Origin of the sequence: Thermus antranikianii DSM 12462 (assembly GCF_000423905.1) — a bacterium.
Lineage (GTDB): Bacteria > Deinococcota > Deinococci > Deinococcales > Thermaceae > Thermus > Thermus antranikianii.
In genome coordinates this window covers 1-12910 of the sequence record NZ_AUIW01000017.1, presented here as the reverse complement: position 1 = coordinate 12910, position 12910 = coordinate 1, and the positions used below count along the sequence as shown (strand labels likewise).

Below are 12910 nucleotides of genomic sequence, written 5' to 3'. Positions count from 1 at the left end.
AGCCCTTAGAGTTCGCCACGGAAGGCCCTCTCTAAAATGGCCCTTTCAAGCTGGCGAAGCTCTGCCTCCATCTGAGCTTGCGCTTCCCTTAGCGTCCTTACACGCTCCTGCACCGCCTCCAGATGCGCCACGATGCGCTGTTGTTCGGGGAGAGGGGGTAGGGGGATGAGGAGCTGATAAACCTGCTCTTGCGAGATTGAGGGCTGCGCTCCCTGCTTTGCTAGAGCTGTCAGCCCGCTTTGTTTCAGAACGTAAAACAAGTATTTTATATCACAATCTTGTGCTAACTCTACGATATACATGGCGTTGTCAGAAATCCAAGCTGGCGGAGTGACCCAGTTAACCACCCCACTAGCACCAACACGCCCTATAGCTAGCGTTTCCGTATCAATCAGCGCTTTCCCTTCGGGGGCATAGCCTATAACCCCATTGGAACCATATACCCGCACTGGCCCAGATTCCGCAAGCTCACTCTTACGGATAAACTTTCCATTCTTGAGCTCTATCACCTCCCCCAACTTCACCCACCGCCAACCCTCGGGAAGCTCGGTGCCGGGGCGGGGAAAGGTTTCCGCAAGCACGGCCTGCCAGAGACGCTCGGCATCCTGCTTCGCGCCTTCCCGCAGGCGCCGGGCCTCCTGGACCCGCCCCACCAGCTCCTCAATCCGCGCCACGATGCGGCGTTGTTCGGGGAGAGGGGGGAGGGGGACAAGATGCGCTTCTAAGTCTTCTCGCCGAAGACTGGGAAGCGTTGCCGTCGTGCCTTCTGGAGAAGGCTTCTTGAATTGAAGCCAGGCAGCAATCCACCTAGGTATGACCTCAACTTTCCAAACAAGATAAAAAGTCGTGTCAGAGGGCCAGCACGGCTCTTCCATCAGAAAAACTTCGCCAGCACTACCTTTGCGACCAACAATAACGGTAGGAAAGGAAACCAAAGGGATGTTCGTGAGAGCGTATACCCCACCAGAGCCAACAACCGGGACCCTTCCCGGTTGTTCGGGTTTCGCTTTCCCATAGCGAATGTCCGCTACCTCCCCCAACCTCACCCACCGCCAGCCCTCGGGGAGCTTGTAGGGTCCCTCGCTCATGCTTCGGCTCCCTCCGTGTTGTTGCCGAGGAGTTCGTCCAGTTCTTCCATAATGCTCAGGATCTCCCGCTCGCGCTCCAGCAGGCTGGCCACAATCTCCATGGGCGGCGGCAACGCTTCGGTTTCCTTGCGATAGGGGTTGCGGGCAGAGAGGTCATACCCGCGGGCCTGGATCTCATCCACCGGTACGATCCAGGAATGCTCGGAGAGGCAGGCTTCACGAGAACCCTGCCCTTTGCGATAGGCATCCCAAGCCTGCCAAAGCCTGCGCGCCTCTTCAAAATGCTCGTCCTTGATTGGATTGCCCCTGCTGAACTTCTTCAACCCCTCAGGGAGTGGAAGCTCGTAATACCAAATCTCCCGCGTCGGTCCTGGCCGCTCAAAGAAGAGGAGGGCAGTCTTTACATCGGAGTAGGGCGCGAAGGTTCCAGGCGGCAGGCTAACAATGGTGTGCAGGTTGAACTCCTCTAGAAGCGAGCGCTTCACTTCCGCAAAGGCGCCGGTGCGGAAAAGCGTGCCCTCAGGAACCACCATGCCACAACGGGCGCCATCACGGGGCTTGAGTTTCTTCATGATGTGCTGCAAAAAGAGGAGTTCCGTAGCCTGCGACTGCACGGGGAAGTTCTGCTGGATGTGCCGCCCTTCGGTGCCGCCAAAGGGTGGATTGGTCAGGATGACATCGTAATGCCCCACCACCTGACGTATGTTCTCCTCCAAGGTGTTCTTGCGCAGGATGTGAGGCGCCGTGACACCATGCAGGACCATGTTCATAACCCCTAAGAGGGCTGGTACGGGCTTCTTTTCCTGTCCGAAGAAGGTGCGTTCCTGAAGGGTTTTGTGGTCCTCGAGGGTCCGCTCCTGCCGCTGCATCCAAAGGTAGGCTTCCGCCAAGAAGCCGCAGGTGCCACAAGCAGGGTCATACACCGTCTCCCCAATCTGGGGGTTGGTGACCTCCACAACGAAACGTACCACTGGGCGCGGGGTGTAGAACTCCCCAGCCAGCCGGTTTTCATTGCCCAGTCGGCGGAGCAACTCCTCGTAAACCTGGGATACTGTGAAGATATCGTCCTGGCTGTGGAAGTCAATGCTGTTGATGATGCTAAGCACATCCTTGAGGTTGTATGGGGATGCGCAAACGATTACGTTGCGCTCGGAAAAGACGCCGCGAATCGTGTCCCGCAAAGGGGTACCGCTTAGCACCTGAAGGTAGGGGATGAGCTGCCCATGGACGAAACTCAAGAGTTCGTCCGGTGGCCAATCCTTGGTAGCCCAATCCCTCCACCGGTAAGGCTTCTCAATAACCGGTTGATACTCTCGCTCAGCAAGAAGGGCTTGGCTTTCCCATTCCTCTTCCTGTGCATCCAGAAAACGCAAGAAAAGCAACCACGAAAGATGTTCCACGTACTCCATGACCCCACCGCAGTTGTTATCGCGGCGGAGTATGTCGCAGGCTCGCCAGATGTCGTTAGCTAGCTTCTCCCGGGTTTGGGGCGCCCTTGTCACTGCTTCACCTCCCAGATTGGATAGAGCCGCTCTCTCATCTCCTTTAGAGCCATCCTTAACCCATCAAGACCCTCAAACCACCGGCTAAGCTTAACTGCTCCCCCCCACTCCCTAAAGGGGGAAACACCAAAGATTTCAGGCTCAAGCTGCTCAATACCACCAGCCCGGTACTTGTCCAACAGTTCAAGGATAACCTCGCGGGCTTCAGCGCGATGCCGCCTGAGGAAGGCTTGCTCGCGATTAAGGAAGGCTGTGGCCCGCTCGCCACGGGTGCGCACGGGAGCGCCAAAGGCGATATGGGCCAGCAGGTCAAAGGCATCCGCTTCCGTATTCCCTTCCACCTCAGCAAGAAGCTCGGGGTGAATGCTGACGTTGCGTAGGTCCTCAAGGAAGCGTCGCCTCCTGTTGGAATCCACCCAGATCCCACGTAGATCCGAGAGCGTGGGAGCATGCTGGCGCACCCGCTGGCGGGTATAGGCCTGGTACTCCGTCAGCGAAAGCTGTTGCCCGGTAGCGTCAATGGTGAAGATGGCCTCATCGGCAATCGTAACCTGAAGTCCCTCCACCCGGATTTTTCGCGCGCTCTTTGTTTCCGGCTTTAGGGACACCTCCACGAAAACCGTCTCGTCGGCCAACGCGTCTACCCTAAGCTCGCGCTGAGCAAAACGTGGGGCACGGACTATGACGGTAAGGGTCCCTCCGGGAAGGCGTTCAAAGACGAACCGTCCTTCGCCATCCGTCCGAATGGGGCCTTGCTGGATATTGGGGCCCATCCGAACGCTTACGGAAGCACCCACCAACAGTTCCTTTGTATGAGCGTGAACCACAACCCCTTCCAGCCGGGCAGTAAAGGGACCTTTGGGAACTTCTGGGGGTGGTCCCGGCGGACGATCCCACTGGTCAAAGAGGCGTGTGGCGCCGGTAAAGTCAATGATGCGGAACCAGTATTTGTCCGTTGCGGGGTCCAGTCGGCTTCCACGGCCAATGATCTGCTTGAACAAAACAGGAGAAGAAATCGTCTTCATGAAGACGATGTTTCGGCATGAGGGAACGTCCACGCCGGTGGAAAGCAGTTCCGCTGTAGTCGCCACCACAGGAGCCTTTTTGGTGGAGTCCGCAAAGGCTTCTAGCCAGCGAAGGGCCTCTTCCCCCTCTTCCGAGACGATAGGGACAGCATAGTTATCCAGGCCCGTTTCGGGTCCGAACTCGTCCTGTAATAGGCGCGCCACCAACCGGGCATGCTCCATATCCACGCAAAAGACCATGGTCTTTTCCATGGGTCCAAACCGCCGCAATAGCCCCGCCAAATGCTTGACCATGGCCCTGGTCCGGTCAGGTACCGTGATCTCCCGCTCAAACTGAGGCGTAGTGTAGATTTCCCGGGGCTCAACGTCCTCCGGGATAAAGACATCGGCCCCCTGCTCAATCGCATCTTCTAAACGCAAGCCGTTGGCATCCAAGGTGGTGCGGACCCGGTGAACCTTGTAGGTGGCCAGAAACCCATCTTCTATACCTTGGCCAAGGCTGTATTGAAAGGCGGGTGGACGCCATGTGCCACGGCTGGGATCCTGGGGATCAATAGCTATCTCGGGCTCTTCGGCACAGAAATACGCGTAAGTGTCAACGTTTTCGTCTTGCTTCGGCGTAGCGGTCATGCCGAGGTGAATGGCCGAGCCGAAGTGCTCGAGGATTTCCCGCCAGGTACCCCAGCCAGAACGGTGGCACTCGTCAATGATGACGAGATCAAAAAAGTCCGGTGGGAACTTTTCATAAAGGCGTCTGCCATCCTCAGTGGGGCTCCAAAGGGTTTGGTAGATACCAAAGTACAGGTCGCGGTTTAAGCTAAGAGGTTCCCCCTCAATAAGGTACCGGGGCTCGCTGTCACCAGTGGAAAAAGGGGAAAATGTATTGTAAGCCTGGTTACGGAGTACCACCCGGTCCGCTAAAAAAAGCACTCGCGCGGGCCGCTCGGGATGGCGCTGCTGAAGCCACTTGGATTTAAGAAGCTTCCAAACGATCTGCAAGGCTACGAAGGTTTTTCCCGTTCCCGTAGCCATGGTAAGGAGAATGCGCTTCTGACCCCGCATGATGCGCAGAATGACCTCGCGCACAGCGCGTTCTTGGAAATAGTGGGGCCGTTTACCGCAACGATCCTCAGGGCAGTAGGGATGAAGAAGCGGATTGCCGGAAACGGGCAGACCATACACGGCGGGCGCTTCTCTTAGGCTCCCAGGGGTTGGCTGTTGCAGACCTGTATTGAGAGTCCAGCGCTCCCAAAGCTCCTTTGGGGTAGGAAAGGCCGTGAGTTCGCGGCTTGTGTGGGTGAAAAAGTCGTACTCAAGAATCCGGTGCCCATTGGTAGCGTAGGCAAAGGCAAGCCCTAGATCTTGGGCATAGCGCTTAGCCTGCTCCAAGCCTGCCTCTGGGGGGCTTCCTTCCGGCTCTGCTTCCACAACGGCGATGGGAAAACCATCGGTGTAGCGCAGAAGGTAGTCCACCCGCTTGGGCTTACCACGACGTGCTTTGTCACCTACAAGGAGAATTTTCCCCGGTGCATACAGGTAGTTGGTTGAATACCAAAACTCACGGTTAACTTCCCGGTCGGTCCAACCCGCCGCCTTGAGTTTGGGGTCTACCAACCGGGCACGGGTTTCGGCCTCATTGAGAGACATTCTGTTCTACCCCCCGAGTACGCAATGCGTTTGCTCCCGCATCCTTCTCCAGAATATACCACTCGGGAAGCGATCCCCGCATCTCTAAGCCCACACTCCCCTAGGGTCAGGGTACCCTTTCACGTAGCCGTCACTACCAACTCGGCCTCTACCCCTTCAAGAACGCCACATACCGCTCCAAAAGCCCGTAGGCCTCCCCGGAGGCCAGAACCTCCTGGGCCAAGCGCACCCCCTCCCGCAGGGTGGCCACCTTGCCCGCCGCGTAGAAGCCCGCCCCCGCCGCCAGGGCCACCCCTTGGGCGTGAGGGCCTTTTTCCTCCCCCCTTAGGATCCTTTTGGCCAGCTCGGCGTTCTCCGCTGGGGAGCCCCCCCTTAGGGCCTCGAGGGGGTAAGCTTCCAGCCCCACCTCCTCGGGGACCAGGGTGTAGGCTCCCTTCCCCACCTCCACCACCTGGTTCTCCCCCAGGATGAGCTCGTCCGCCCCCTCCCCGTGGACCACCAGCCCCTTGGCCCCCAGGTGCCCCAGGGCCTCGGCCATGGGGGCAAGCCACCGGGGGCTAAAGACCCCAAGCACATACCGGTCGGCCCCCGCAGGGTTGGTGAGGGGGCCCAGAAGGTTGAACACGGTGCGAATACCCAGCTCGGCCCTCACGGGGGCCACGTGGCGCATGGCGGGGTGGAAAACCCGGGCGAAGAGGAAACCAAAACCCAGCGCCTCAATGGCCTCCCCCACCCGCTCGGGGGGAGCCTCCAGGTTGACCCCCAGGGCCTCGAGGAGGTCCGCCGAGCCCGCCCTTGAGCTGGCCGCCCGGTTTCCGTGCTTGGCCACCGCCACCCCTCCCGCCGCCGCCACCAGGGCACCCAGGGTGGAGAGGTTCAAAAGCCCCTTGTGGTCCCCCCCGGTGCCCACGATGTCCAAAAGCGGCCTGCGGCTTACGGGAATACGCCGGGCCGCTTCCCGCATGGCCCGGGCCATGGCGGCGATCTCCGAGGGGGTCTCCCCCCTCAGGGCCATGGCGGTGAGCACCCCCGCCACCTGCACGGGGGAAAGCTCCCCAGCCATCATGGCCTGCATGAGGCCGTGGGCCTCCTCCTCGGTGAGCACCTCGCCCAAAAGCGCCTTTTTCACTGCCTCCATGGGTCCTCCAGAAAGTTCTTAAGGATGATCTTACCCGCTTCCGTCAGGTAGCTTTCCGGGTGGAACTGCACCCCGTGGGTGGGGTACTGGCGGTGGCGGAAGCCCATCACCGTTTTCTTCCCCGCCTCCTCCACCCAGGCGTTGACCAAGAGGTCTTCCGGCACCTCCTCCACCACCAGGGAGTGGTAGCGGGTGGCGGGGAAGGGATTGGGAAGACCCCGGAGAATACCGGTGCTGTCGTGGTGGATCTCGCTCACCTTTCCGTGCATGATCACCGGGGCGGGCACCACCTTGCCCCCGAAGGCCATGCCGATGGCCTGGTGCCCCAGGCAGACCCCCAGGATGGGGTAGCGGGGGGCGTAGCGGCCGATCAGGGCAAGGGAAAGCCCGGCCTCCAAGGGGGTGCAGGGACCCGGGCTTATGAGGATGCGGTCGGGATTTAAGGCCTCCACCTCCTCGAGGGCGAACCGGTCGTTCCGCCAAACCACGGGGCTTGCCCCAAGCTCCCCCAGGTACTGGACCAGGTTGTAGGTGAAGCTATCGTAGTTGTCGATCACCAAAACCCTCATAGCCCCTCCTCCGCCATCTCTACCGCCTTCAAAAGGGCCTTCGCCTTGTTCCAGCACTCCTCGTACTCCCTTTCCGGCACCGAGTCCGCCACAATGCCCGCCCCCGCCTGCACGTGCATCCAACCCTTGGCGATCACGAAGGTGCGCAGGGTCAAGGCCACGTCCATGGCCCCGTCGTAGGCCAGATACCCAAAGCTTCCCCCATAGGGTCCCCGGCGGTGGGGCTCCAGCTCCTCGATGATCTCCATGGCCCGGATCTTGGGGGCTCCCGAAACCGTGCCCATGGGGAGGACGCTGGCCAGGGCATCCAAGGGGGTCTTGCCCTCCGCCAACACCCCTTCCACCGTGGACACCAGGTGCATCACATGGGAGTAGTACTCCACGTGCAAGGGCTCCAGGACCCGCACCGTGCCAAAGGCGGCAACCCGGCCGATGTCGTTGCGGGAAAGGTCCAGGAGCATCACGTGCTCGGCCCTTTCCTTCTCGTCCTTTAGAAGCTCCTCCGCAAGCCTTCTATCCTCCTCCTCGTCCCTCCCCCGGGGCCGGGTGCCGGCGATGGGCCTGGTGACCACCTTGCGGCCATCGGAGCGGAGGAGGCTTTCGGGGCTCGCCGAAACCAAGACCACCTCCCCCAGATCCAGGTAGCCCATGTAAGGGCTAGGGTTCACGCTCCTCAGGGCCCGGTATAGGGCAAAGGGGTGCACGGTAAGAGGGGAGGAAAGCCGTAAGGAAAGGACCACCTGGAAGATGTCCCCGGCGCGGATGTACTCCAAAGCCCTTTCCACCGCCCTTAAGTACTCCTCCCGGCTCATGTCGGGCTCAAAGCGGGCCCTCCCCCCCGGCCTTTCCCCCGGCACCCCCGGCAAGGGACCCTTAAGCTTTTTCTCGGCCCAAAGAAGGCGGGCTTCGGCCTCCTCGAGGCCCCGCCCCGGGGCCACCAGGTGCAGGAGGTTTTTCAAGTGGTCAAAGACCGCCACCACCTCGGGCTCCACGAAGAGGAGGTCGGGGAGGCCCAGGTCGTCGGGCTTGAGGGAGGGCAGGCGCTCGTAGTAGCGGATGAGGTCGTAGGCGGCGTACCCCACCACCCCCCCAAAGAAGGGGGGCAGGTCGGGATGCCGCTCCATGGGAGCATGAACCGCCTCATAAAGGGTGCGCAAGGGATCCCGGGTTTCCACCCTTTCCCCGTTTACGGTGAAAATCCCGTCCTTCAGGCGGAAGGTGCGCCGGGCCCCCACCCCGATGATGGAAAAGCGGCTTTGCCTTCCCCGCTCCACCGACTCCAAAAGAAAGCTCACCGGGGCCTTCTCCGAAAGCTTCAGGTAAGCGGTCACCGGGGTTTCCAGGTCCGCCAAGAGGGTTTTGCGAAAAGGCCTTATGGTTTCCATGCCGCTCCTTACAAAAACCCCGGGGCCTAGCCCCGGGGAAACACGCCCATCCGCCCCCGGGGACCTAACCGGGCCACCAAAGGGCGGGAAGCGGGCTCATGTTCCCAGAATAGCTCAAGCCCCCCCCTGGCGTCCAGGGGGAGCCGGGCATCAAGGAAGCCTCAGAACCTTTCGGCCACCGTCTTCATCTGCAGGAAGTGCAGGAGGTAATCGGGCCCCCCGGCCTTGGTGTCGGTGCCGGAAAGGTTGAAGCCGCCGAAGGGTTGTACCCCTACTAGGGCCCCGGTGATCTTGCGGTTGAAGTAAAGGTTCCCCACGTGGAACTCCCGCCTGGCCCGCTCCAGGTGCTCCCGCTTGCGGGAGTAAACCCCACCCGTGAGGCCGTAGACCGTGTTGTTGGCCACCTCGAGGGCCTCCCCGAAGTCCTTTACCCGGATCACGGAAAGCACGGGGCCGAAGATCTCCTCCTGGGCGATCCTGGCCGTGGGGGACACCTCGGTGAAGATGGTGGGGGCGATGAAGTAGCCCTCCCCTTCCAGGCGCCTTCCCCCAAGGACCAGCTGGCCTTCTCCCTTGCCGATCTCGATGTAAGAAAGGACCTTTTTCTCCTGGGCTTGGCTGGCCACAGGGCCCAGGTCGGGGTTCTCCTCGGCCGGGCCCACCACCAGGCGCTCGGCCCGCTTCAAGACCCTTTCCATCAAGGGCTCAAAGGCCTTCTCCGTGACGATGAGCCGGCTTGCTGCCGAGCACTTCTGCCCCTGGAAGCCGTAGGCGGAGATGAGGATCCCCTCGGTGGCCGCGTCAAAATCGGCGGTTTCATCCACGATGATGGCGTCCTTGCCACCGAGCTCCAGGAATACCCGCTTGATCCAGCGCTGGCCCGGGGCCAGCTTGGCCGCCCTCTCGTGGATCCAAAGCCCCACCTCGAGGCTCCCGGTGAAGTTGATGAACCGGGTCCTGGGATGCTCCACCAGATAAGCCCCCACCTCGCTTCCCTTGCCAGGTAGGAAGTTCACCACCCCTGGGGGGAAGCCTGCCTCGTGAAGGATCTCAAAGACCTTGGCGGCGATGACCACCGTGTCCTCCGCGGGCTTGGCCACCACGGTGTTCCCCACCGCCACGGGCCCAGCCAGCATGCCGGTGAAGATGGCGATGGGAAAGTTCCAGGGGGCGATGACCACCCCAGCCCCCAAGGGTATGTAAAAGCTTTCGTTATCCTCCCCGGGGTAGGGCACCACCTCCACGGAGGGGTACTTGTACTTGAGGGCCTGGCGGGCATAGTACTCCAGAAAGTCGATGGCCTCGGCCACCTCGGCGCTGGCCTCGAGCCAGTTCTTGCCGATCTCGTAGACCAAGGTGGCCTCCAGCTCCCGCCGCCTCCTTTTCATGAGGGCCGCCGCCTTTAGGAGGAGGCGGCTCCGGTCCTCCTGGGGCCAGTCCTTCCAGGTTTTAAAGGCTCTCCAGGCCGCCTCCAGAGCGGCTTCCGCCTCGGAAAGCCCCGCCTTGGCGGTGCTCCCCACCACCTCGCTCGGGGCCGAGGGGTTTAGGGACTGGATCTTCTCCTGGGTATCCACCCAGGCCCCATCGATGTAGAGGCCATAATGGCGGCCAAACTCGGCCCTGACCCGCCTTAAGGCCTCCCGCATCTCCCGCTTGGCCTCCTCCGTCTGGAAGGTTTCTATGGGCTGGTTGCGGAAAGGTTCCACCGTCATGCCTTACCTCCTTTTCCTTTAGCCTCCTAGGAGGCTCCTTAGCACCAAAAACAGGTTTTCGGGTCGTTCGGCGATGCGCCGGCTTAGGTAGGGGTACCAGTGGGTGCCGTAGGGCACGTAGGCCCGCACGGTGTAGCCCTCCTGGGCCAGGCGCCTTTGTTCCTCGGGGCGCACCCCGTAGAGGAGCTGGAACTCAAAGCGGTCCTTGGGGATGCCCATGGCCCCGGTGTACCGCTTCACCTCAGCGATGAGCCTGGGATCGTGGGTGGCGAAGGCCACGTAAAGCCCTTCCTTCAGGGCTAGCTTCCCCAGGTGCAAAAACTCGGCGTCGATGAGGCGCTTATCCTGGAAGGCCACCTCCTTGGGCTCCCGGTAGGCTCCCTTCACCAGGCGCAGGTTGGGCCGGTAAGGGAGTAGCTCCCAGAAGTCCTTTTCCGTGCGGAACAGGTAGCTTTGCAAAACCACCCCCACCCCGCTGAAGCCCTCCTCCCGCAAGGCCTTGTAGATGCGCAGGGTAGCCTCCACCCGGGGAGAGTCCTCCATGTCTATCCGCACGAAGACCCCCTTGGGCTCCGCCTCCTTAAGGATTTCCCGAAGAAGTTCTAAAGCCAGAGCCTCGGAGAGGTCCAGCCCAAGCTGGGTAAGCTTTAAGGACACGTATTTGGGCCAGGGGCGCCCGGCCACCGCCCGGATGAGCTCCAGGATCCCCTTCTGGAAAGCGCGGGCCTCCTCCTCGCTTCTCACCATTTCTCCCAGGAGGTCCAAGATGGCGTGGACCCCCTGGGCCTCCAGTCTCTCCGCTACCAAGAGGGCTTCCTCCAAGGTCTCCCCCGCCACATAGCGCCGCACCAGGCTTCTGGCCCGGGTCTTGATGAGGGCCTCCACCTTGGGGTTCCCGGCCACGGAAAGCACCGCCTGCCGATAGAACAAATCCAGGTTCATATCCCTCCTTTCCTAAGCCTGGCCACCACCAGGTCGCGGAACCGGTACACGTGGGCCTCCACCGCCCTTTTGGCCCCTTCAGGGTCCCGCCTCCTCAGGGCCTCGAGGATGGCCTGGTGCTCCTTGCGGGTGGTCTCCTCCTGGGAAAGGGTGGGCAGGGCGCTCCGGACCAGGGCCAAGCTGGAAAGGAGGTCCTCGTAGAGGCGGTAGAGGGTCTTGTTCCCGGAAAGCCGCACCAAGGCCCGGTGGAACTCCAGGTCCCGGCGCATCTGCTCGGGGTAGTCCTCAGGGGGAGCTTCGTCAATGGCTTTAAGGCGGGCCTCGAGGTCGGCAAGCTCCCAAGGGGTGGCCCTAAGGGCCGCCTCCCGGGCCGCCTCCCCTTCTAGAAGGGCCCGCACCCCGTAGACCTCCTCCACCTCCTCCGGGCTGAAGATCCGCACCCTGGCCCCCCGGCCCGGCACCAGCTCCACCAAGCCCTCCTCGGCAAGGCGCATGAGGGCCTCCCGCACGGGGGTGCGGGAAACCCCGAGCTCCTGGGCCAAGAGGGGCTCGGAAAGCCTTTCCCCAGGGGCGAACCGCCCGGAGAGGAGAAGGTCCTTGAGGTGCCGGTACACGGCCTCCCGCACCTGGTTGGGCCGGCGAAAGCCTAGGGTCTGCATCCTGTATACAGGATGCCCCAGCCTGTTCTCGTTGTCAAGAAGGGGGATGGCGGCCAAGGGTGGCCGCCATCCCCGCGAAGACGGGCCTTCCTAGCCCTTTTGGGGCAGGGGCTGGCCGTCCGGACCGTACTTAAAGTAGGAGGGGGGTATGCGCCGGATGAGCTCCTCCACCGCTTTGCTCACCATGACCGCAAGGGCCTTACCCATGGGGGTCTTTTGATACTGGCTTAGGGCCCCGCCCAGGGCGGCCCCGGGTACCAGGGCACCAAGCAGGCCGCCAAAGTCGGTATCGGAAGCCTCCCCTTCCACGCGGAAAGCGGCCACCACGGCCCCCGTGCGGACATCAACCGCTCGGAAATCCACAGCCACATAGGCCTTCTTCTGGCCGCCCGCCACCGCACCTAGTAGACCCCCCAAGAGTCCACCGCCCCCACCCCGTGTACCACTAGCATCGGGCTCAAAGGCGGTGATGGTTCCAGTAATGAGGATTTCCGCGCCCTGAAGTTGCTGAACTTGGTTGCCTATACCTGCTTCTTTCTGTAGTTGCTCGAGGACGGACCGTTCATACACGATAAAATGATTGGTGTTAATCAGCGCCGTGGTGAGCATATCAGAAATCCCAGCTCCCACGTCTCCTCGGCTCGTTGAAACCTCTATTCCAAACAGCTTACCCAAAACAGCCGCACCAACCTGAGAAGAATCCACACCGGGTCCACACTTCTCCGCTTTGCATGAAAACGAGGCAACCACGACCTTTGCCCTAGGACCCGTATAGGTGGCATAGGGATTATCCGGTGAAAGTCCCGAGTCTACCTTGGTCGTCACCTGAGGAGCACATGCGGCCAGAAAAAGGACAGCCAGAGAAAGCAGACCCTTTCGCATAGCGGGGTCACCTCCCTCTCCACCCGGTCGTGTAAGGATTTATGTGTAAGGGTCCGTGTTTAATAGGGGGGCACACCTTAGCACGAGGAGGTGCCCCGTGGACCAGGATACCTTGCGAATCTTGCTGAGGGAAGCGGTGCGGGAGACGGTGGCCGAGGTTTTGCAGACGGTTCTGGAGTTGGACCGGACGGCCTTCTTGCAGGTGCACGGAGGCCGCAGGAACGGCTACTACCCCCGCAAGCTGGAGACCGCCTTTGGCCAGGTGGACCTGAAGGTCCCTAGGGATCGGGAATCTCGGTATTACCCGGCTTTCCTTAAGCCCTACGTCCGCCGCCTGGTGGACGTGGGGGAAGTGGCGGTA

11 protein-coding genes are annotated in these 12910 nt (G+C 61.4%); 1 reads left to right on the top strand and 10 read right to left on the bottom strand.

What is annotated here, in order from left to right:
* Positions 1 to 5: 5 nt before the first annotated feature.
* From G584_RS12550 to G584_RS0109910, 10 genes are all read right to left on the bottom strand, one after another.
* The gene (locus tag G584_RS12550; protein ID WP_083964882.1) at positions 6 to 1088 is read right to left on the bottom strand and encodes a restriction endonuclease subunit S; all 1083 of its coding nucleotides are present in this window, start codon (positions 1086 to 1088) and stop codon (positions 6 to 8) included.
* Positions 1085 to 2590 (bottom strand): type I restriction-modification system subunit M, encoded by a 1506-nt coding sequence (locus G584_RS0109950; protein ID WP_028494498.1) that lies wholly within the window; start codon positions 2588 to 2590, stop codon positions 1085 to 1087. Before G584_RS0109950 ends, G584_RS12550 begins: the two co-directional genes overlap by 4 nt.
* Positions 2587 to 5262, bottom strand: coding sequence for a type I restriction endonuclease subunit R (locus G584_RS0109945; RefSeq protein WP_028494497.1), 2676 nt, complete (start codon positions 5260 to 5262; stop codon positions 2587 to 2589). The genes G584_RS0109950 and G584_RS0109945 overlap by 4 nt, the downstream gene beginning before the upstream one ends.
* A gap of 148 nt (positions 5263 to 5410) precedes the next feature.
* Positions 5411 to 6400 (bottom strand): anthranilate phosphoribosyltransferase, encoded by a 990-nt coding sequence (trpD, locus tag G584_RS0109940; RefSeq protein ID WP_028494496.1) that lies wholly within the window; start codon positions 6398 to 6400, stop codon positions 5411 to 5413.
* A complete protein-coding gene (locus tag G584_RS0109935) occupies positions 6388 to 6969 on the bottom strand; it encodes an anthranilate synthase component II (RefSeq protein ID WP_028494495.1) in 582 nt (193 codons plus the stop codon). The genes trpD and G584_RS0109935 overlap by 13 nt, the downstream gene beginning before the upstream one ends.
* Positions 6966 to 8354, bottom strand: a complete 1389-nt coding sequence (trpE, locus tag G584_RS0109930; RefSeq protein ID WP_028494494.1) for an anthranilate synthase component I — start codon at positions 8352 to 8354, stop codon at positions 6966 to 6968. Before trpE ends, G584_RS0109935 begins: the two co-directional genes overlap by 4 nt.
* A 161-nt stretch (positions 8355 to 8515) precedes the next feature.
* Positions 8516 to 10066, bottom strand: coding sequence for an L-glutamate gamma-semialdehyde dehydrogenase (gene pruA, locus G584_RS0109925; RefSeq protein WP_028494493.1), 1551 nt, complete (start codon positions 10064 to 10066; stop codon positions 8516 to 8518).
* A gap of 18 nt (positions 10067 to 10084) precedes the next feature.
* A complete protein-coding gene (locus G584_RS0109920; RefSeq protein WP_028494492.1) occupies positions 10085 to 11008 on the bottom strand; it encodes a proline dehydrogenase in 924 nt (307 codons plus the stop codon).
* The gene (locus G584_RS0109915; protein ID WP_028494491.1) at positions 11005 to 11667 is read right to left on the bottom strand and encodes a GntR family transcriptional regulator; all 663 of its coding nucleotides are present in this window, start codon (positions 11665 to 11667) and stop codon (positions 11005 to 11007) included. Before G584_RS0109915 ends, G584_RS0109920 begins: the two co-directional genes overlap by 4 nt.
* 90 nt (positions 11668 to 11757) lie before the next feature.
* Complete coding sequence (locus G584_RS0109910) at positions 11758 to 12549, bottom strand: CsgG/HfaB family protein (protein ID WP_028494490.1); 792 nt, start codon at positions 12547 to 12549, stop codon at positions 11758 to 11760.
* A gap of 55 nt (positions 12550 to 12604) precedes the next feature.
* On the opposite strand from G584_RS0109910, the gene G584_RS0109905 reads away from it, so the two are divergent.
* Positions 12605 to 12910: transposase (locus G584_RS0109905; protein WP_028494489.1), on the top strand; the 306-nt coding region annotated here is incomplete at its 3' end.

Bases quoted from the DNA above. Each gene is read 5' to 3' on its own strand.
- G584_RS12550 (WP_083964882.1), bottom strand. From the start codon at position 1,088: ATGAGCGAGGGACCCTACAAGCTCCCCGAGGGCTGGCGGTGGGTGAGG.
- G584_RS0109945 (WP_028494497.1), bottom strand. From the start codon at position 5,262: ATGTCTCTCAATGAGGCCGAAACCCGTGCCCGGTTGGTAGACCCCAAA.
- trpD (WP_028494496.1), bottom strand. From the start codon at position 6,400: ATGGAGGCAGTGAAAAAGGCGCTTTTGGGCGAGGTGCTCACCGAGGAG.
- G584_RS0109935 (WP_028494495.1), bottom strand. From the start codon at position 6,969: ATGAGGGTTTTGGTGATCGACAACTACGATAGCTTCACCTACAACCTG.
- trpE (WP_028494494.1), bottom strand. From the start codon at position 8,354: ATGGAAACCATAAGGCCTTTTCGCAAAACCCTCTTGGCGGACCTGGAA.
- pruA (WP_028494493.1), bottom strand. From the start codon at position 10,066: ATGACGGTGGAACCTTTCCGCAACCAGCCCATAGAAACCTTCCAGACG.
- G584_RS0109920 (WP_028494492.1), bottom strand. From the start codon at position 11,008: ATGAACCTGGATTTGTTCTATCGGCAGGCGGTGCTTTCCGTGGCCGGG.
- G584_RS0109915 (WP_028494491.1), bottom strand. From the start codon at position 11,667: ATGCAGACCCTAGGCTTTCGCCGGCCCAACCAGGTGCGGGAGGCCGTG.
- G584_RS0109910 (WP_028494490.1), bottom strand. From the start codon at position 12,549: ATGCGAAAGGGTCTGCTTTCTCTGGCTGTCCTTTTTCTGGCCGCATGT.